This window comes from Desulfohalovibrio reitneri (assembly GCF_000711295.1).
Taxonomy (GTDB): Bacteria; Desulfobacterota; Desulfovibrionia; order Desulfovibrionales; family Desulfovibrionaceae; genus Desulfohalovibrio; species Desulfohalovibrio reitneri.
This window is the reverse complement of record NZ_JOMJ01000003.1, coordinates 1,818,109-1,836,004: the sequence shown is the minus strand read 5'-3', so window position 1 is coordinate 1,836,004 and position 17,896 is coordinate 1,818,109. Positions and strand designations below refer to the sequence as shown.

The 17,896-nt window shown below is 65.1% G+C and carries 17 protein-coding genes; 6 read left to right on the top strand and 11 right to left on the bottom strand.

All coding sequences use genetic code 11. The features are described from left to right. From N911_RS0109205 to aroE, 6 genes are all read right to left on the bottom strand, one after another. On the bottom strand, positions 1-1,053 hold the full coding sequence (locus tag N911_RS0109205; RefSeq protein WP_051694134.1) for an efflux RND transporter periplasmic adaptor subunit: 1,053 nt from the start codon (positions 1,051-1,053) through the stop codon (positions 1-3). Beyond that, on the bottom strand, positions 1,053-1,664 hold the full coding sequence (locus tag N911_RS16815) for a TetR/AcrR family transcriptional regulator (RefSeq protein WP_051694133.1): 612 nt from the start codon (positions 1,662-1,664) through the stop codon (positions 1,053-1,055). Before N911_RS16815 ends, N911_RS0109205 begins: the two co-directional genes overlap by 1 nt. Before the next feature lie 772 nt (positions 1,665-2,436). Further along, positions 2,437-4,848: a glycosyltransferase gene (locus N911_RS0109195; protein WP_029896443.1), complete on the bottom strand. Its 2,412-nt coding sequence runs from the start codon at positions 4,846-4,848 to the stop codon at positions 2,437-2,439. A gap of 321 nt (positions 4,849-5,169) precedes the next feature. Further along, positions 5,170-5,739 carry a flavin reductase family protein gene (locus N911_RS0109190; RefSeq protein WP_029896441.1) on the bottom strand — a complete coding sequence of 190 codons (570 nt, stop codon included), beginning with the start codon at positions 5,737-5,739 and terminating at the stop codon, positions 5,170-5,172. A 25-nt stretch (positions 5,740-5,764) separates the two neighbouring features. Further along, positions 5,765-6,271 (bottom strand): hypothetical protein, encoded by a 507-nt coding sequence (locus N911_RS16810; protein ID WP_035104629.1) that lies wholly within the window; start codon positions 6,269-6,271, stop codon positions 5,765-5,767. Positions 6,272-6,721: 450 nt separating this feature from the next. Then, positions 6,722-7,546, bottom strand: a complete 825-nt coding sequence (gene aroE / locus N911_RS0109180; protein WP_029896437.1) for a shikimate dehydrogenase — start codon at positions 7,544-7,546, stop codon at positions 6,722-6,724. Between the two features lie 1,192 nt (positions 7,547-8,738). Here aroE and N911_RS0109175 point away from each other — a divergent pair. Beyond that, a complete protein-coding gene (locus tag N911_RS0109175; protein WP_138774370.1) occupies positions 8,739-8,966 on the top strand; it encodes a hypothetical protein in 228 nt (75 codons plus the stop codon). A 362-nt stretch (positions 8,967-9,328) separates the two neighbouring features. Here N911_RS0109175 and N911_RS0109170 read toward each other — a convergent pair whose 3' ends face one another. From N911_RS0109170 to queA, 5 genes are read right to left on the bottom strand one after another with little or no spacing between them, the layout of a single operon-like run. Beyond that, the gene (locus tag N911_RS0109170; RefSeq protein WP_425266020.1) at positions 9,329-9,880 is read right to left on the bottom strand and encodes a 2-oxoacid:acceptor oxidoreductase family protein; all 552 of its coding nucleotides are present in this window, start codon (positions 9,878-9,880) and stop codon (positions 9,329-9,331) included. Further along, positions 9,880-10,641: a thiamine pyrophosphate-dependent enzyme gene (locus N911_RS0109165; RefSeq protein WP_029896434.1), complete on the bottom strand. Its 762-nt coding sequence runs from the start codon at positions 10,639-10,641 to the stop codon at positions 9,880-9,882. Before N911_RS0109165 ends, N911_RS0109170 begins: the two co-directional genes overlap by 1 nt. Positions 10,642-10,643: 2 nt before the next feature. Next, positions 10,644-11,705: a 3-methyl-2-oxobutanoate dehydrogenase subunit VorB gene (locus tag N911_RS0109160; RefSeq protein WP_029896432.1), complete on the bottom strand. Its 1,062-nt coding sequence runs from the start codon at positions 11,703-11,705 to the stop codon at positions 10,644-10,646. 1 nt (position 11,706) lies between these two features. Then, entirely contained in the window at positions 11,707-11,940 is a 234-nt protein-coding gene (locus N911_RS0109155) for a 4Fe-4S dicluster domain-containing protein (RefSeq protein ID WP_029896430.1), read from the bottom strand. Between the two features lie 34 nt (positions 11,941-11,974). Next, on the bottom strand, positions 11,975-13,102 hold the full coding sequence (queA, locus tag N911_RS0109150) for a tRNA preQ1(34) S-adenosylmethionine ribosyltransferase-isomerase QueA (RefSeq protein WP_425266019.1): 1,128 nt from the start codon (positions 13,100-13,102) through the stop codon (positions 11,975-11,977). Between the two features lie 126 nt (positions 13,103-13,228). Between queA and N911_RS0109145 the strand changes: the two genes are divergently transcribed. From N911_RS0109145 to N911_RS0109125, 5 genes are read left to right on the top strand one after another with little or no spacing between them, the layout of a single operon-like run. Continuing rightward, complete coding sequence (locus tag N911_RS0109145; protein WP_138774369.1) at positions 13,229-13,750, top strand: hypothetical protein; 522 nt, start codon at positions 13,229-13,231, stop codon at positions 13,748-13,750. A 7-nt stretch (positions 13,751-13,757) separates the two neighbouring features. Beyond that, positions 13,758-14,972 (top strand): bifunctional phosphopantothenoylcysteine decarboxylase/phosphopantothenate--cysteine ligase CoaBC, encoded by a 1,215-nt coding sequence (gene coaBC / locus N911_RS0109140; RefSeq protein ID WP_029896424.1) that lies wholly within the window; start codon positions 13,758-13,760, stop codon positions 14,970-14,972. Next, on the top strand, positions 14,948-15,727 hold the full coding sequence (locus N911_RS18285; protein ID WP_138774368.1) for a hypothetical protein: 780 nt from the start codon (positions 14,948-14,950) through the stop codon (positions 15,725-15,727). Before coaBC ends, N911_RS18285 begins: the two co-directional genes overlap by 25 nt. A gap of 41 nt (positions 15,728-15,768) precedes the next feature. Continuing rightward, the gene (locus N911_RS0109130; protein WP_029896421.1) at positions 15,769-17,112 is read left to right on the top strand and encodes an NfeD family protein; all 1,344 of its coding nucleotides are present in this window, start codon (positions 15,769-15,771) and stop codon (positions 17,110-17,112) included. Further along, the gene (locus N911_RS0109125) at positions 17,109-17,873 is read left to right on the top strand and encodes a slipin family protein (protein WP_051694129.1); all 765 of its coding nucleotides are present in this window, start codon (positions 17,109-17,111) and stop codon (positions 17,871-17,873) included. Before N911_RS0109130 ends, N911_RS0109125 begins: the two co-directional genes overlap by 4 nt. Positions 17,874-17,896: the final 23 nt, after the last annotated feature.

Below are 17,896 nucleotides of genomic sequence, written 5' to 3'. Positions count from 1 at the left end.
CTAGAACTCCGGATGGACCTGGAACGACCTGTCCGGCGTCAGGCGGCCGCCGTTCTCGGTCCGCACGCGCACGGTGCGGTCAGGCCCGGGGCCGAGCAGGAAAACCTGCACCCGCCGGCCGTCCGCGCCCAGCAGCCAATGCTCCTCGTAGCGCTCCACGACCGAGGCGGCCGGGACCAGCATGGTGCCGGATGGGTCGGGCATTTCCAGCTCCAACTCGGCCCGCAGCCCTCCGCGCATGCGCGGCAAGCCCGAAACGGCCAGATCTACGTTGATCTTGCGGGTCTCGGGGTCGAATTCCGGGGAAACGCGCTCAATGCGGGACTGGATCCGCAGCCCGTCCTCGCCCAGGTCGGGAAAATACAGCCCGGGCGCTGAATCCATGCCCATGAGGCGCTGGTACTCGCGGGGGGACAGGGCGTAGGGCACCAGCAGGGTGGAGTAGTCCCCGGCGCGGCCAAGAACATCGCCGGTCCGCACCCAGGTGCCCGGCTCCACGCCGCGCATGACCACCTTCCAGCCCTCGTGCCCCCGCACTACGGAGCGTTCCAGCCGCTCCCGCAGCTCGGCCTCGTCCTGGCGCAGGGACTGCAGGTTGTATTCGGCCTGCGAGGCCTCGGAATGCAGCCTGTCCAGGTTTGACTGGTCGGAGAGGTCCTTCCGCACCAGATCGGAATAGCGGGCCACCTCCTTGCGGAGGTACTCCAGGTTGGATTGCACGCGTTTTTGCTCCGCGAGGTTGCGGCGCAGGGAAATCTTGATGAAGGTGGTGTCCAGCCGGGCGAACACGCCTCCCTCGGGCAGGGCCTCGCCCACGTCGGCAGTCACCTCGGCCACCCTGCCCTGCTCCTCGCTGGTCAGGTCCATGACGCGGCGGGCGCGGGTGTAGCCGGTCAGGCTGGTGCGGCGCATTGCCGGACGGGGCGAGAAGGTCTCACCCTCCACCCACGAGGGTAGCGCCTGTTCGCGCGCCAGGGCGTCGCCGCCCGCGAACAGCGCCAGGCAGACCGCGCACAGCAGCGCGGCCGGAACAAGGTTCCTCGTCCTCCGCATCAGGCCTCCACGCCGATGAGGTAGTCGATGACGCCGCGCACCAAGTCCGGCACCTCATCCGGCTCCACCATGCGCAGGTTGTCGTTCATGCGCAGCGAGGCCAGGCCGTGCAGGCCGGACCACATGGAGATGGCCGTGGTGCGGGCATCGCTGCGGGGCAGGCCGCCCTCGGCCATGGATCGCTCCACATCCTCCACCAGACGGTTGAATGCCCGCATGGGCGGCAATTCCGGGTCCTCGATCCAGGGCACTCCCGGCGTGTTGAACATGAGGTGGTAGTAGTCCGGGTATTGCCGGGCGAACCGCAGATACGCCTCGCCCTGCAGGTGCCACCTGGCCTCCCACCCCATGCCGTCGAATTCACCCCGGTCCACCGGAGCCATCACCGATTCATAGAACAATTCAAAGCCCTGCAGGCACAACTCCCGCACGATGGCGGACTTGTCCTCGAAATACCTGTAGATCGTCCCCGGACTGTACTCGATGCGCGTGGCGATGCCGCGCATGGACAGGGCCTTCATCCCCCCCTTGGCGAACAACGCCAAGGCAGCGTCCAGGATTTTCCGCCTCATCCGCTCCCGATCCCGCATGCGCCTCTTCGTGGTCTTCATCAGCATCCCATACGGAACACCCACAAGGTTGTAAACACCGTTCAGTGAATTCGATCAATCACCAAAAAACAAGAAAACTTGCCAATCCCGGATCTCTCGTGAAACCGGTATTGGCTGAACAGGGATTAGAGGTTGCAGGCGAGGCGTGGATGGATGGTGGCCGCAAGCACCACAGCCCAAGACCGAGCTTTACGCTTGGCCGCCGGAGGCGAAATGCTTTTACCGCGCTGGTAGCCCGAAGGACGCATCCCCTTGTCCAACGCATCCGAGGCCAGACGGTCAGGGCGGGGTTTTACCGGGCGAGACAGCCCAGCAATCACGGGTACGCCGGAGTGCCCCCTATCCGCGTCCAACCGAGCGCCATCCCGCGAACACACATGCAAAGGTAGTTTGCCGCAGGGTCCAGGGGGCGCGCAGCCCCCTGGTCGCCCGCAGGGCGAAACGCTTAGTAGAAATAGCAATCCAATCCCGCGTCCAACGCATGGCTAGCTAAACGAATGGGCCAGGTTTTACCAACTGAGATAGCCCCGCAATGGCGGGTACGCCGGAGTGCCCCCTATCCGCGTCCAACCGAGCGCCATCCCGCGAACACACATGCAAGGGTAGTTTGCCGCAGGGTCCAGGGGGCTGCGCGCCCCCTGGTCGCCCGCAGGGCGAAATCTTCCCTTCCCTCCCTTTCTCTTCTCCTTCCATAAAGATATGCGTGGCCGGGCGGAGATATCGCCGCCCGGCCACGCGCTCGGGAGGTGGATGGAGGAGGTATATGAAACTGTCAGCCGGCTTTTTTGTAGAAGTCCCAGGTTTGGTTGAAGGCTTTTTCGAAGGAGCGTCCGTTCATGGCGTGGCGGGCGTTGCGGCCCATGTTTCGGCGTGTTTCGGTTTGGGTGGCCATGGTGTGCATGGCCGCCACGAGAGCGTCGAGGTCGTCGGCGCGGGTGACGAGGCCGGTTTCGCCCGGGAGCATGTTCTCCATGGGGCCGCCGGAGTCGGTGACGATGACGGGCAGGCCTGAGGCCTGGGCTTCCAGGACCACGTTGCCGAAGGTGTCGGTGGTCGATGGGAAGACAAAGGCGTCGGCCGAAGCGTAGCAGGCGGCCAGGTCCTCGCCGTCCAGGCAGCCGGTGAAGCGGGTTGGAGTGTCCGCCAGGTCGCGTTGCATCTCTTCCAGGTAGGGGCCGTCGCCCACGATGACCAGGTTGGCCTCGGGCGCGCTGGCCAGGAGGCGCTTGTAGGCGCTGGAAAGGAGGTGGAGGTTCTTTTCCTTGGACACACGGCCCACGTAGAGGAAGGAAACGCCGCTTTCCACGCCCAGCTTTTTGAGGAAGCCGTTGCGCTTGGCCGGGGTGTAGAGGTCGGTGTCCACGCCGCGCGGGTAGACGAGGATGCGGTGCGGGGCCAGGCCGCGTTCCTCCAGTTCGCGCGCGGTGGCCCTGGAGGGCGCGTAGACCCGCTCCATCTGGGAGTAGTACCAGATGGTGAAGCGCCAGGTGAGGTCCTCCATGCCGGAGTCGCCGGTGAGTTTGCGGGCGTACTGGGGGATTTGGGTGTGGTAGGTGCCGTAGATGGGTAACTTGAAGAGTTTGGCGATGAGCAGGGCGGTGAGGCCGATGGGCCCGGGCGTGGCCGAGTGGATGTGGGTGAAGTCGCTGTTTCCGGCGAAGCGCAGCATGTCCAGCACGGGTGGGTAGAAGATCTGCAGCTGCGGATACTCGGGCAGGTCGTAGACGCCGATGGGCTGGAAGTTCCGCACGCCGGGCCGCCGGGTGTCGTATTCCGGCGAGGGGTTGCAGGTGATCATGGTCAGGTCCTTGCCGGTGCGCTGGGCCAGGTCCACGGAGCGTTGCAGGGTCTTGGCCACGCCGTTGACCTCGTAGAAGGTGTCGGTGAAGTGGCCCACCCTGGGCTGGCGCTGGCGCGGCGGCTTGCCGGAGAGGCGGTCTTGAACCGCCCGGGCGAAACGGCGGTCCTGGGCGTAGAGGGTGTAGGAGACGAAGTAGGGGGCCAGCAGGGTGTAGAGCGCCCCGGCCGAGCCGAGGGTCTGGAAGATGTCGAAGACGTTGCCGCCGGAGGCCTGGCCCAGGATGGTGTTGGCGAAATGCCTGAGGACCTTGTTTGAGGCCCCCTCGGTGAAGCGGTACCAGAGCTTGCCCTTGGCCCGGGGCAGTGAGGCCCCCTTGGAGATTTCCCGCAATTTGTCGTCGTCGTGGATGAGCCGGGCGGCCTCGCGGCGGCAGATGTCCTGCACCTTGGCCGAGGACCCCGCGCCCTTGAGGTAGCGGCGGGTGGACCAGTGGGCCTGGAACCGGTCGATGAGGCTGGACTTGCGGGCGGGCGTCTCCTCCGCGCCCAGAAAGCGGTCCACCACCCGCAGGAAGATGTCCTTGTTGACGTATTTCTCCAGGCCGAAGCGGTTTTTGTAGTACTGGTAGGCGATGGCGTAGAGGTTGTGGGCCATGGTCTCGGGGATGGCCGGTTCGCCCAGGGGGCGGCAGTTCCCCCGCTCGATGCCGTCCAGGAATTCGCGCAGGCTGGCCGCGCCCGGCACCTCGGTGTGGATGCGGGCGATGTTCAGGGCGGAGTGGTCGTCCGAGCCGCCGGTGATGTTCTTCTTCCACGGCTCGGGATAGCCCGGCTCCAGGTTCCACTTGTCCGTCAGCTGGTCGATGATCTCCGGGGTGAGCATGGCGGCCAGCCCCTTGAGCACCTCGTTGGGGGCGTTGTCCCGCGCGCCGTTGACCTCGAGGTTCTTGAAGAGCAGCAGCAGCCGTTCCACGTGGTCCTCGGTGAGGCGGTCGTTGACTCCGAAGAGGGGGTGGGCGCAGATGTGGGTGATGTTGCGCTCGCGCAGGCAGGGTACAAGGTCGAAGATGTTCTCCCGCGCGGCCTGGATGTCGCGGAACTGGTCCTCGTCGATGTCCAGGGCCAGGACGTGCGCCTTGCAGCCGTCCTCGGGGAAGTAGGTGGTGATTTCCACGGAGATGAAGGCGTCGTCCAGATGGGCGATCTCCAATGCCCCGTTGATGGTGTTGTGGTCGGAGATGGTGACTAGGTCCATGCCCAGCCGCTTGGCTGTGCGGTAGAGCTTCATGGGGTCGGTGAAGCTTTCCGGGCAGTTGAGTTTTTGCAGAATCCACTGGGAGGGCCTGGTGGAGAACCTGGAATGGACGTGGGGATCGACCTTCATCCGCCAACCTCGCTTGTAGGAGAGTGCAAAAACGAAGCGGCGGGGCTCCCGTGGTGTGTGGGGAGCACCCGCCGCTTGGGCGCGTTCCGGGCCGGTGCCCGGAGTATTCGGCGTTCGTTCGGCTGCTTCATGGCTGCTCATCCCGCGCGGCGCTTCTTGTTCGCGCCGATTGACGTACGCCCGCCCTTGTACCCGCCGTGCGGGGGGATGGTCGTTACGGGACGTCAGCCGTGTGTGACGATGCTCCTACGATTTGGTTGCGGGCCGGGGGAAGCCCGAAACATTCCCGGGGGAACCAGGGGTGCGGCCGCTTCGGATAGGCTAGTCCAACCGCTTGCGGCCCACCTTGAAGGCCCCGCCCACGATGTCGCCCACCCGGGCGTAGCTCTTGGCCACGCCGGTCAGGTAGACCAGCGGGTCGGCCAGCACCGGGTCGGGCAGCCCGTCCTTGAGGATTGACGAGGAAGCCAGGGTCTCCTTCACATTGCCGATGACCAGCGTGTGCGAGCCCAGCTCCACGAACTTCTCCACGTGCAGGGCAACGTTGATGGGGCACTCCATGGCCAGGGGGGCCTTGGGGGCCAGCTCGGAGTAGCCGGAGGTGAAGAACTCCGACTTGTCCGTCTTGGCGCCGGTGGCCACGCCGCAGGCGTCCGCCTCCTCCACCAGGGCGGTGGAGGGCACGTTCAGGGAAAACTGGCCGTTCTCGCGGATGCCGCGCATGGTGTGGCGCTCCTCGCGCACGGCCACCGAGAGCATGGGCGGCTTGGAGCAGGCCACCTGGGCCCAGGCGGCCACCATGAAGTTGGGCTTGCCGTCCACCAGCGCGCCAACCAGCAGCGCGGGCATGGGGAGAATCAGCGGCGAGGCGCCGAGGGAGGTCTTTTCCATGGGGGTATCTCCTGAAAAACAGGGTTCAGTAGGATGAGAGAGCGGTCTCGCTGCCGAAGAACAGGCGTCGGTCCTCCACCTTGGCCCCGGCTTCGTCCGGCGGCCCGTCGGCCAGGGTCATGCGGTAGCCGAAGGTGATGCGCAGGGGGCGTTCACTGTCAGCGGGGTCCATCTCGAAGGAAAACGGCAGCCCTTTCTCCAGGGCCAGCGGACCGGGCAGGTAGGTCCGCCTGTCGCGGGCCAGCACCTCGCCGCCGGCATCGGCCACGTAGGCCCCCAGCCACAGATCGTCTATCCAGTCCGCCCATCCGGGCAGCGCGTCTTTCGCGGGATAGGCCCGGCCGGTGACCAGATAACCGTCCACGCCGTTGGTTCTGGGCTCCATGCGATACTCGAACCGCCAGTACTTCAGCGTAACCTCCTGCTGCTGTCCCATGACCCAGGGGTTCATCTGCATATGTCCCACGGACATGCGCGAACAACCGGCCAGCACCGGCAACAGGACGAGAAGTAGAAAAACGAGGCGACGCATGGCGAATCCTTCAACCTTTCAGGCACCCCGAATACCACACCTGAACGCGGCATGGAACCGGGAAGAACGGAGAAGGCGGGATAGGAGGACGAATGCTCTGCCGGCCCAAACCTGTACCGCGTGGTCCCTTCGGCCTTGGAGCGGGGCCGATACGGCCGGGGGATCGCGGCTCGATGCCGCCTTTTACACGCGAGTGGCCAAACGGCCGCATCCTATGGCGCAAGGGAAGCAGTTCACGCATCCACAGCTTCGCCGGAGTGTTTCCCGCGCAATGACCACGCACGGCAAGCGAGGGAAGTCCCCCCGCCGCTGCATCGTACGGATGGGTTTTGGTCGGGAAATCCGGCCATGAGGCCGGACGAGCGCGATTCGAGGGGACCTGGAGATTGGAACCGGGCACTGCCATCTCCTGGCCACATGCGGGGGCCTCTTGCTTTTCCCTGTCTTTTCTCAGCTTTCCAGGGCGGCCCGGACGACGATGCGGGCGTGTTCGAGGTCCATGTGGTCGGTGGTCCAGAGGTGGAATTGTTCGGCGGCTTGCCGGATGAACATTTCAAGTCCGCCGACGGTTTCGGCCCCGGCGGCTTGGGCGTCCTGGAGGAAGCGGGTTTGTTCGGGGTTGTAGATGAGGTCGCAGGCGGTGACGCCGGGGTGGAAGGCGTCGGCGGGGTAGGGTGACAGCTCGAGGTGTTTGCCGGTCATGCCCAGGGGGGTGGCGTTGACGATGAGGGTGGCCTCGGTGGTGTGGCGGTCGTCCCAGGGGACGGTTCGGCAGCCGAGGTCTCGGCTGATGGATTCGGCTCGTTCGGCGGTGCGGTTGGAGACGAGGACGGTGGGCACGCCGAGTTCCTGGAGTCCGGCCACGGCGGCTCTGGCCGCGCCGCCCGCGCCGAGGACCAGGGCGGTTTGCGGGGTTTCCAGATGGTGGATGGAGTCCATGAACCCGGTGACGTCGGTGTTTTCGCCCAGGAGGCGGTCGTCGCGCCAATGCAGGGTGTTGACCGCGCCGACGCGCCGGGCGCGGTTGGATATGCCGTCGAGGTGTTCCATGACGGCTTGTTTGTGGGGGATGGTCACGCTGACGCCGGTGATGGGCAGTGTGCGGACGGCGGTGACGAAGTCGTCCAGCTTCTCTGGTTCAAGCGGCCAGGCCATGTAGACGAAGGAGAGCTGACGGAGGGCGAAGGCCTTGTTGTGCAGCAGGGGGCTGAGGGAGTGCCCGAGGGGGTGGCCGATGATGCCGCAGAGTCGTTGGGGGACGGCGTAGGCGAACATGGATGCATTGTGCGCCCGCGCTGGTGAAGAGGCAAGGGCAAAGGAGGAGCGCTGTTTGTGTAATAACAAGACAGAATGGACGGAAAACGGGCTTTGTGCCAAATCGGCGTAAATGTAGCACCTTGCGCATGGCGTGTTTCAGCGCAGACACTTCTGCCTTTGAAATACGGCCTCCTGCAGGAAACGAGAAAGAGTACCCCGAAATGATGAAAAATGACGAAGATGCGAAGGAATGCGTGAACCGGTCAATGGCCTCGTCGAACCCGCGAGTTGCCGCAAATCGGAACAGGAAATGAGGGGAATACTGATGCGATATCTTTAATCCATATCATGCCACGCAGTGTCGGTTATATGAGGTTGAAATTTGATTGCCTAATTAAATCATGTACATCCGATTGCCCCACGGTTGTGGCGAGCATGCGAACTGTTTTTTGGCCTGTTTTCCGCATGTATTTGTAGTGCGGTTAGGATAGCTAAGAGTTAGCATGTATGGTTTGCTATTTGGTTCACTGTAATTGGATTCATTCAGCAAATGTTCAATCCATGCCAGACCGTATTTTGGAATGTAATGTTAAAAAATTTGATAACAAAATTTAGTCATAGTTTGATTGTTTTTTTGGGTATTTTTCCTATGTCTAGGCTTTTTATAAAAAATGCCGAATGCTTCGCTTGAGTAATTTTTACATGTTTAATCAATTATATAAGTATTTGCCTCTTTTTGAAATCGGTTAGGCGCTGTGGAGGATTGTCACGAAGGGGTGCCCGGGTGGCCGCCGGAACATCTCAAATTCCGTGCTTGGATTTGAACTGTTCGAGACATGAAATGCATCGCATCAAGCCACCTGAATTGACTTGAATAGATAGCCAAACAGACCAGGAGTGGAAGTGCGGTGCACTGCTACCCGTCCTCCTTAGCTTGAATGTATTACCCGAACTACTGGTTTCATATTTTGGCTCAAAATTAGCGCTTTTTCCTCCAATCTAAAATATGTACAAGCCAGCGAATTTTAGAAAATAATTCCTCGCGATATTCCAGTCTTTTTTGGTATTCGAGTCGTCTCAATAGGGCTCTACGCCAAGCTCTGTGCATATGGCTAATCCAGGTTGACTTGCATTCCATCTGGATATGAAGCAAAAATTCGACCTACGGCATATTTTGATTGGACAGGGAGTATACGAAATGGATCGCTTGATGAAAACGGCCCGTGTCTCGCCGCAGCTTGGCGGGCTGAGCATGGCCAGGGTGGTGGGGGCCATCGAGGACTACGTCTTTCAGTTGGAGAGCGTGGACTTTCTCCGTTCGCAAGGGCAAGAGAAGGCGGCCGCCACCCTGGAGGAAAAGGTCGTACACGACCTCGGCAAGAACATCGCCGCCATCGTCAAGGACGGTTTCGGCAAGAAAGGCAAGGCCAAAGGGTAGGCGGTCCGGCCAGACCGCTTCCCGGCTTTGCCGGTTTCAATTGGTCAAGGACTTGTTTTCGACGAGTGAGAGAGGGCCGTGACGCTCCCTGGAGAGGGGCGAATCCACTCTTCGCCCTCGGCAAAGGCTTTTTATTCCTTCTTTCTCGAATGATTCCGGCCTGTTGGCCGAGGCCTTTGCCCGCAGGCTTGGCGAAGGGCTTGCCGCGATACGTCCTTTCGATTTTCTCTCTCCCCTTCCCGCAAGCCATTCTTGCGTTTTTCCCTGATATTCCAAAGGGATACGCCCCCAGGAACATCCGTTCCAGGGGGCGCTGTGAAGCAAGGCGGTTCGCCCGGTTGCGGGCGATGCGGTCTTTCCGGCTAGGCGGCTACCTTGGCGGCGTGTTCCGCCCCGGCCTTGAGCGCCTCGGCGTTCTTGGGAATGAGATGGGAGTAGTGGGCGGAGATGACGTGCTCCAGCGAGTCCACCACCGAGTCCAGGGGCAGCACGCCCGTGGCCTCCACGTAGGCCCCCAGGGCCACCATGTTGGCCATGCGGGTGTTGCCGATGGTATCGGCGATCTCGTTGGCGGGCACACCCAGGGCCTTTATGCGCTGGCTGTCGGCCAGCTCCATGTCCACCAGGGAGGAGTTGATGACCGCCAGCCCGCCGTCCCGCAGCCGGGGCTGGAACTTGTCCAGTGAGGGGCGGTTCATGATGATGCAGCTCACCGGCGAGAGGATGATGGGCGAACCGATGTCCTCGTCCGCGATGACCACGGTGCAATTGGCCGTGCCGCCGCGCATTTCCGGCCCGTAGACCGGGATGTAGGTCACGTTGAGCCCGGCGTGCATGCCGGCGTAGGCCAGCAGGTTGCCGATGAGCATGACGCCCTGGCCGCCGAATCCGGCGATGATGCAGTCCTGATACATCAGCAGGCCTCCCGGGTTTGGCTCTCGTCCTTGTACACGCCCAGGGGGAAGACCGGAATCATCTCCTCGGCGATGCGTTCGTTGGCCTTGGTTGGAGTCATCCGCCAGTTGGTGGGGCAGGTGGCCAGAAGCTCGACAAAGCCGAACCCCTGCCCTTTTGCCTGTACCTCGAACGCCTTGCGGATGGCCTTTTTGGCCTGGGTCAGGTGCTTGACCGTATCCACCGCGGTGCGGGCGCAGTAGACCACACCCTCCAGGGGAGCCAGCATCTCGGCCATGCGCAGGGGCGCTCCCTGGCTGGATGGGCAGCGGCCCGCGGTGCAGGTGGTGGTCTTCTGCCCTGCCAGGGTGGTGGGGGCCATCTGGCCGCCAGTCATGCCGTAGACCGTGTTGTTGACGAAGACGATGGACAGCCGCTCGCCCCGGTTGGCCGCATGCACGATCTCGGCCAGGCCGATGGAGGCCAGGTCGCCGTCGCCCTGGTAGGCGAACACGAAGTTGTCCGGCCGGGCGCGCTTGACTCCGGTGGCCACTGCGGGAGCGCGGCCGTGGGGCGCCTCCACGGCGTCCACGTTCAGGTAGTTGTAAAGGAACACGGAGCAGCCGATGGAGCTGGCCAGGATGGTCTTCTCCGTGAGCTTCATCTCGTCCAGCACCTCGCCCACCAAGCGGTGTATGACGCCGTGCTGGCAGCCTGGGCAATAGTGGGTGGCCCGGTCGATGACCGATTCGGGCCGGGAAAAGACGGTCTTCTCTGTCATGGCTACGCTCCCTGACCGAGATGGTTGCGGATGGGCTCCAGGAACTGGTCCGGCGTGGGCAGTTCACCGGGCATGACGCCGTAGAAGGCGCTGTCCGACTTGGGCAGCACGGACAGGCGGACGTCCTCAACCATCTGGCCCAGGTTGTGTTCGATGGTCAAAAACCGCTTGCCCTGCTCGGCCAGGTTGGACAGGACGGCGGTGGGGAAGGGGTAGAGGGTGATGGGCCGGAACAGCCCCACCTTGTGTCCCTCCGCCCGCAGGGCGCGCACGGCGCTCTTGGCGATGCGGCCGATGGAGCCGTAGGCGCAGATGACCAGGTCGGCGTCCCCGGTCTCGAACTCCTCGTAGCGGATTTCCGAGACCATGGACTCGTATTTGGCGGCCAGGGCGCGGTTGTGCCCGGCCAGGGCGCCCTCTTCCAGGTGGAGGGATTTCAGCAACCGCTTCTCGCGGCCCTGGGCCCCGTCCAGCCGCCAGTCGGAGGCCTCGTCCGGATCCGGGGCGCGGTCCTCACGGGGGGTGATGGGTTCCTTCATCTGGCCCAGGATGGCGTCGCCCAGGATCATGACCGGGTTGCGGTACTTGAAAGCCAGATCGAAGGCGTCGATGGTCAGGTCGTAGGCTTCCTGGCAGGTGGCCGGGGCCAGCACCAGGGTGCGGTAGTCGCCGTGGCCGCCGCCCTTGACCGACTGGAAGTAGTCGCCCTGGGAGGGGCCGATGTCGCCCAGCCCGGGTCCGCCCCGGTTCATGTTGACGATGACCGCGGGCAGCTGGGACCCGGCCAGGTAGGATATGGCCTCCTGCTTCAGCGACACGCCGGGCGAGGAGGAGGAGGTCATGGCTCGCACGCCGCAGGCGGCGGCGCCCAGCAGCATGTTGGCCGCGGCCACCTCGCTCTCGGCCTGCACGAACTCCCCTCCGGCCTCGCACATGGCGGTGGAGAGGAATTCGGGAATGTCGTTCTGGGGGGTGATGGGGTAGCCGAAGTAGCAGCGGCACCCGGCGGCCAGGGCCCCCCGGGAGATGGCCTCGTTGCCCTTGATGAAGATGCGCTCGGCCATCCTAGCCCTCCTTTGCCTTCTTCGCGGTGCGGTAGACGGTGATGCAGCAGTCCGGGCACAGCTTGGCGCAGGCGGCGCAGCCGGTGCATTCCTCCAGACGCTCGGGGTCCGCCTCGACCACCTTGTAGCCCATGGCGTTGAAGCGGTCGGCCTGGCGCAGCAGGTCGACGGGACAGGCCACGGTGCACAGCAGGCAGCCTTTGCAGCGGTCTTCCTGAATCTCGATGCGGGACATCCGGTCCTCCTGACGAAACGGCCCCCGCCGGGGCCTATCTGATGAGCATGGCGTCGCCGTAGGAGAAAAAGCGGAAGCCCGAGCGCACGGCCCGCGCGTATGTTTCCAGAATCCGCCGCCTCCCCGCGAACGCAGAAACTAGTAGTATAAGGCTTGAGAAAGGTAAATGGAAGTTGGTCAGCAGGCCGTCCACCACCTTGAACTCGTAGCCCGGCCGCATGAAAATGTCCGTCTCGCCCCGGAAGGCGCCGACATGCCCCAGGGCTTGATGCATGCCCTCCAGCACCCGCGCGGAGGTTGTGCCTACGGCCACCACCGGGCGGCCCTCCGCTTTGGCCCTGGCCACGGCCTCGGCCGTCTCCGGCCCTACCTCGATCCACTCGGCGTGCATGTGGTGCTCCCGCAGATCCTCCACCCGGATGGGGGAGAAGGTACCGTAGCCCACGTACAGCGTCACCGAGGTCCAGCCGAAGCCCGCCTCCACCAGCCGCTCCCGCAGGTCCGGGGTGAAGTGCAGCCCGGCCGTCGGGGCCGCCACGCTGCCAGCCCGGGCGGCGTCGGCGTATACGGTCTGGTAGCGCTCGCGGTCCATGTCCTCCGGGGCGCGGCGAATGTAGGGTGGCAGGGGCACGGCCCCGGCCCGGGAGAGCACCTCCCCCAGGTCCCCTCGCCAGGTGAGCCGCAGGGCGTGGCGGCCGAAATCGCCGCGCCGCAGCACCTCGGCGGTCAGCCCCTCTGGGAAGGTCAGCACCTCGCCCTCGGGGATGCGCTTGGAGGCCTTCAGCAGTCCCTCGGCCTCGGCCGTGCGGGAGCCGTCGGCCGTTTCCCCGGGCTGGAGCAGGGGAGGCGGGGTGAGCAGCAGCAGCTCCACCCGGCCGCCGGTGGGCCGGGTGCCGGCCACCCGCGCCGGGACCACGGCCGAGTCGTTGGCCACCAGCAGCGCGCCCGGCGGCAGCAGGTCCGGCAGGTCGGCGAAGGCGGCTTCCGAGGTCTCGCCGCTCCGCCTGTCCAGGACCATGATCCGCGAGGCTCCGCGCTCCCGGGGCGGGTGCTGGGCGATCTGCTCCTCGGGCAGCTCGAAGCCGTAGCTGGAAAGCAGCAGGTCGGGATGGGTCGGACCCGCGCCGGAATGTTCGTCCATGTGGTTGTGGGAAGCGGACATCTTGTGGTTTGATCTTGAAAGGTGTACCTCGTGCTGAATGCCCGGAGGCGGACGCCCTGCATAGCCCAAGCGGGCGCGGGGCGCAAATCCGGGCGATTCCCCTGTGTTGCAAGGAGAAAAGACCCCATGCGTGCGACTATCCTGTGGACGATTTGTCTGGTTCTGTGCCTCGGCCTGATGGGCTGTGAATCCCTCAAGAGCACCGGCGGCTCGGAAGCTGGCGGCGGAGGCGGCGCCGACTCCCCGGACGGGAGCAGGCAGCAGTACGAAGAGGTCCACTACTACTACGACTTCGACGACGTCCTCATCCACAAGGACCTCAAGTACGACGACTCCAAGTCCGTGGTCATGGAGACCCCGCAGTTCAAGATCGGCTCCCAGATCTTCGACGGCGACATCGAGCATCTGGATTTGGTCAACTTCTTCATCAAGAACATGGAGAAGGACAACTGGCGCATGGTCAACATCCTCAAGTCCGACCGCTCCGTGCTGGTATTCGAGAAGTACCAGAAGGTCTGCATGATCAAGGTCACGGACGAGTCCTTCTCCAACACCCACGTCGAGGTCTGGCTGGTGGACCTGAAAACCTCCGGCTCCGGCTCCAAGTCCATGCCCGGCGGCGTGCAGGAGCAGAGCCTCGGCGAATAGCCAGCCCATGCTCAGACCGGCTGATTTCCGCCACTTCACCGGCCGCCGCGCCCACCTGGGCCTCAGCGGCAGCGTGGCCTGCCTCAAGGCGGCTTCCCTGGTGCGGGAGCTAATTGGCGCGGGCGCTTCGGTGGGCGCCACCCTGACCCGCGCCGCCTCCCGCTTCGTCACCCCCCTCTCCCTAGAGGCCCTGGGCGCGGCTCCGGTCTACGGAGCCATGTATCCCGAGGCGGGCGACCCACCCGCGCCGGACATCTACGGCCACCTGGAGCCCGCCCAGAACGCGGACTGCCTGGTCATCGCCCCGGCCACGGCCAACGTGCTGGCCAAGCTGGCGCACGGCCTGGCGGACGACATGCTTTCCGCCCAGGCCCTGGCCTTCGGCGGCCCGGTGGTGGCCGCCCCGGCCATGAACCCCCGCATGTGGGACGCCCCGGCCACCCGCGAGAACGTGGCCAAGCTGGCCTCGCGCGGCGTCATCCTTGTCGGCCCCGTGGCCGGAGGGGTGGCCTGCGGCGAGGAAGGAGCGGGCCGTATGGCCGAGGTGGAGGCCATCGCCTGGACCGTCCTGCGTGCCATGGCGAGCCGCGACCTGGACGGAACCCGCGTGCTTTTGACCATGGGGCCCACCCGGGAGTGGTTCGATCCGGTCCGCTTCTGGTCCAATCCCTCCAGCGGCACCATGGGCGCGGCCCTGGCCGTGTCCGCCTGGCTGCGCGGGGCGCGGGTGACGGCCGTGTGCGGTCCGGGCTGCCCGAGCCTGCCCGAGGGCATCGACCGGGTGGACGTGGAGACGGCGCGCGACATGCACAAGGCGGCCACCGACCTCTGGCCCGAGGCGGACGTGGGCGTCTGCGCCGCGGCCGTGGCCGACTTCCGTCCCCGTCCGCATGAGGGCGGCAAGCTGAAGAAGGCCGGGCGGAGCGAGCTGGAACTCACCCTGGAGGCCAACCCCGACGTGCTGGCCTCCCTCGGCGGTTCGCGCCGGGAGGGGCAGAAGCTGGTCGGTTTTGCCGCCGAGTCCGGGGATCCTGCGGCCGGGGCGCGCGACAAGCTCCAGCGCAAGGGCTGCGACATGGTGGTGGGCAACGCCGTCTCCGCTTTCGGCTCGGCGGACAACGCCGTGGTTCTGGTGGACGGGCATGGCCGCGTCGAGCAATGGCCCAGCCTGCCCAAGACCGAGGTTGCCTGGCGCATATGGGATCACGTTTCGCTTCTCTAGACCTGCCCGAGCACCTGCGTCCGTGGCTGGAGCAAGGCGTGCGCTTTCTCTACCGCGAGGAGGGCTGGCCCGCGCCCAAGCCCGCAAGGCAAGCGCGCCAGCGGGCGTCCCAGCAACGCCCCGCCCCACAGGCGCGCCAAGCCGAGCGCCCCGCTCCCGGTGGGCAGCCCACCCAGGCCAAGGCCGCTCCGGACAGGGCGCGGAAATCCCCTGATCCGCAACTATCCGCAAACCGTTCCGGATCGCCCTCCATGCAGGCCTATCTGCAAGGAACACGGACGGATGCGAACCAGACCTGGCCCGCTCCCTGGGACACCTATCTGCAACGCCTTAATCCCAACGCCAAGGTGGTATTCACCTATTTCGAACTGTGCCGCGACCTGGGCGGCGAGCCCAACCGGGAGCGGGGCGACATTTGGCGCAGGCTGTTGACCAAGCTGGCCTGGCCCAAGGGCTTCTCGACCTTTTGGCCCGTCAGCCAACCCCGGGCCGACTCCCCCGCCAGCCAGCCCACGGCCAAGCCGGCGCTGTTCTGGCGGGGCGCGTCGCGCGCCAACGTCCACACCCTGGCGGTATTCGGCAAGCGGGCGGCCATGATCCTCTTTCCGGAACGCCCCTACCGGCACTGCCGCTTCACCTTCCAGGGGCTGAACATCCTTTTCCTGCCTTCCCCAGCTCAACTGGTGGACCAGGACGTGAGCTCCATGCGCACCACCTTCCAGGCGCTGTCCTCCATCTCCACTGACGTTTCCTGACAGCCCTTGCCGCGCCACCGCCCCTGGGGTAGAAAGGCTGTATGGTCGGCAAACTTTCCCTGGCCGCGCTTCTGGCCGGACTGCTGCTTCTGGCTGCTGGTACCGCCGTTTCCCAGCCTGACGGAAAGGCGGGAGGGGAGCCGTTCGAGGTGGTTTCCGTGCGCATCGAGGGCGGCATCAGCCCTGCGCAGGACGGCCTGCTGGGCCAGGCCATAGCTGCCGCGGCAGAGCGCGAGGCGGACATGGTGTTGGTGGAGCTTGACACCCCCGGCGGCACGGCCAAGGCCATGCGCGACATGGTGCAGCGCATCCTGGGCTCGCCCGTGCCGGTGGCCGTGTGGGTGGGCCCGTCCGGCTCGCGCGCCGCCTCGGCCGGGGTCTTTCTGGTGGCCGCGTCCTCCCTGGCGGCCATGGCCCCGCAGACCACCATCGGCGCGGCCTCGCCCGTGCCCGTGGGCGGCGGGGAGATGGACGAGACCATGGCCCGCAAGGTGAAGAACGACATCCTCAGCTTTGTGCGCGGTGTGGCCGAGTCCAGGGGGCGCAACGTGGAGTGGTACGAGAAGGCGGTTGAGGAAGCCGTCTCCATCACCGCGGAGGAGGCGGCCATGCTCAAGGTCATCGACATGGTGGCCGACTCCCCGCGCGACCTGCTGGAGCAGGCGGCGGCCAAGGGGGTGCCCTTCGGCGGCGAGATGCTGCGCTTCGATCCGGAAAGCGTGCGCATCATCCCCCTGGAGCCCTCCTTCCGCTACAAGGCCCTGGCCTGGCTGCTGGACCCGCAGATAGCCTATTTCCTGCTGCTGGGCGGCATGGCCGGACTCTTCTTCGAGCTATCCTCCCCCGGGGCCATCTTTCCCGGTGTGCTGGGCGGCTTCTGCCTGCTGCTGGCGCTGTACGCCCTGTCCATCCTGCCCACCAGCGCGGCCGGACTGGCCCTGCTGGTCTTCGGGCTGGTGCTGTTCCTGCTGGAGGTGCACGTCACCAGTTACGGCCTGCTCAGCGTGGCGGGCGTGGCCGCCCTGCTGGTGGGGTCGATCATCCTTTTCCCGGAGGGCTCCGGCGGGACGCCGCGCCTGCCCCTGTCCACCATCGCCGTCACCGTAGGCGGGCTGGCCGTGTTGCTCGGCCTGGCCGTGTTTCTGGCGGCCAAGGCGCACATGGCCGCGCCATCCGGCGGGCTGGAGGCCATGGTGGGGGAGCTGGGCGTGGTCCGCTTCTGGCGGGAAGGCGCGGGGCAGGTCTCGGTGCGGGGCGAGCTTTGGAGCGCCACGACGGACTCGGGCCAGGCCCTTGAACCCGGGGCCGTCGTCGAGGTGGCCGAGGCCAGCGGTCTGAAGCTGGTGGTCCGGCCGGCAACCAACCACAAGGAAAATCTGACATGACCACCTTTCTGCCCATCCTGGCCGTCGTCATCCTGCTGCTGTTCGTCGCCATCAAGGTGCTCAACGAGTACGAGCGCGGCGTGGTTTTCCGCCTGGGGCGGGTCATCAAGGCCAAGGGGCCGGGGCTCATCATCCTCATTCCCGTTGTGGACCGCATGCTGCGCGTCTCCCTGCGAATCCTCGCCATGGACGTGCCCAATCAGGACGTCATCACCCGCGACAACGTCAGCGTGAAGGTCAACGCGGTGGTCTACTTCCGAGTGGTGGACCCGGTGAAGGCCATCATCGAAGTGGAGGACTACATGTTCGCCACCTCCCAATTGGCCCAGACCACCTTGCGCAGCGTCTGCGGCTCGGTGGACCTGGACGACCTGCTTTCGCGGCGCGAGGAGGTAAACCAGCAGGTCCAGTCCATTCTGGACGAGCACACCGATCCCTGGGGCATCAAGGTCACGGCGGTGGAGTTGAAGTACATCGACCTGCCCCAGGAAATGCAGCGGGCCATGGCGCGGCAGGCCGAAGCGGAACGCGACCGCCGGGCCAAGGTTATCAACGCCGAGGGCGAATACCAGGCGGCCAACCGGCTGGCCGAAGCGGCGGAGATCATGTCCGCCCATCCGGCGGCCCTGCAGCTGCGCTATCTGCAGACCATGAACGAGATGAGCCAGAACTCCCATGCCTCCACGGTCATCCCCATCCCGTTGGAGTTCTTCCGGCTGGCGGCTGCCGTGGCTAAAGACACGGACGGGGAGAAGGCGTAACTCGCGGAGACCCGCCCGGGGTA

What these genes read in the sequence shown, in the direction of transcription:
- N911_RS0109205 (WP_051694134.1), bottom strand. Translation starts at nt 1,053, where the DNA reads ATGCGGAGGACGAGGAACCTTGTTCCGGCCGCGCTGCTGTGCGCGGTC.
- N911_RS0109195 (WP_029896443.1), bottom strand. Translation starts at nt 4,848, where the DNA reads ATGAAGGTCGATCCCCACGTCCATTCCAGGTTCTCCACCAGGCCCTCC.
- N911_RS0109125 (WP_051694129.1), top strand. Translation starts at nt 17,109, where the DNA reads ATGACCACCTTTCTGCCCATCCTGGCCGTCGTCATCCTGCTGCTGTTC.
- N911_RS0109190 (WP_029896441.1), bottom strand. Translation starts at nt 5,739, where the DNA reads ATGGAAAAGACCTCCCTCGGCGCCTCGCCGCTGATTCTCCCCATGCCC.
- N911_RS16810 (WP_035104629.1), bottom strand. Translation starts at nt 6,271, where the DNA reads ATGCGTCGCCTCGTTTTTCTACTTCTCGTCCTGTTGCCGGTGCTGGCC.
- aroE (WP_029896437.1), bottom strand. Translation starts at nt 7,546, where the DNA reads ATGTTCGCCTACGCCGTCCCCCAACGACTCTGCGGCATCATCGGCCAC.
- N911_RS18285 (WP_138774368.1), top strand. Translation starts at nt 14,948, where the DNA reads ATGGGATCACGTTTCGCTTCTCTAGACCTGCCCGAGCACCTGCGTCCG.
- N911_RS16815 (WP_051694133.1), bottom strand. Translation starts at nt 1,664, where the DNA reads ATGAAGACCACGAAGAGGCGCATGCGGGATCGGGAGCGGATGAGGCGG.
- N911_RS0109165 (WP_029896434.1), bottom strand. Translation starts at nt 10,641, where the DNA reads ATGACAGAGAAGACCGTCTTTTCCCGGCCCGAATCGGTCATCGACCGG.
- N911_RS0109160 (WP_029896432.1), bottom strand. Translation starts at nt 11,705, where the DNA reads ATGGCCGAGCGCATCTTCATCAAGGGCAACGAGGCCATCTCCCGGGGG.
- N911_RS0109170 (WP_425266020.1), bottom strand. Translation starts at nt 9,880, where the DNA reads ATGTATCAGGACTGCATCATCGCCGGATTCGGCGGCCAGGGCGTCATG.
- N911_RS0109175 (WP_138774370.1), top strand. Translation starts at nt 8,739, where the DNA reads ATGAAAACGGCCCGTGTCTCGCCGCAGCTTGGCGGGCTGAGCATGGCC.
- coaBC (WP_029896424.1), top strand. Translation starts at nt 13,758, where the DNA reads ATGCTCAGACCGGCTGATTTCCGCCACTTCACCGGCCGCCGCGCCCAC.
- N911_RS0109130 (WP_029896421.1), top strand. Translation starts at nt 15,769, where the DNA reads ATGGTCGGCAAACTTTCCCTGGCCGCGCTTCTGGCCGGACTGCTGCTT.
- N911_RS0109155 (WP_029896430.1), bottom strand. Translation starts at nt 11,940, where the DNA reads ATGTCCCGCATCGAGATTCAGGAAGACCGCTGCAAAGGCTGCCTGCTG.
- N911_RS0109145 (WP_138774369.1), top strand. Translation starts at nt 13,229, where the DNA reads ATGCGTGCGACTATCCTGTGGACGATTTGTCTGGTTCTGTGCCTCGGC.
- queA (WP_425266019.1), bottom strand. Translation starts at nt 13,102, where the DNA reads ATGTCCGCTTCCCACAACCACATGGACGAACATTCCGGCGCGGGTCCG.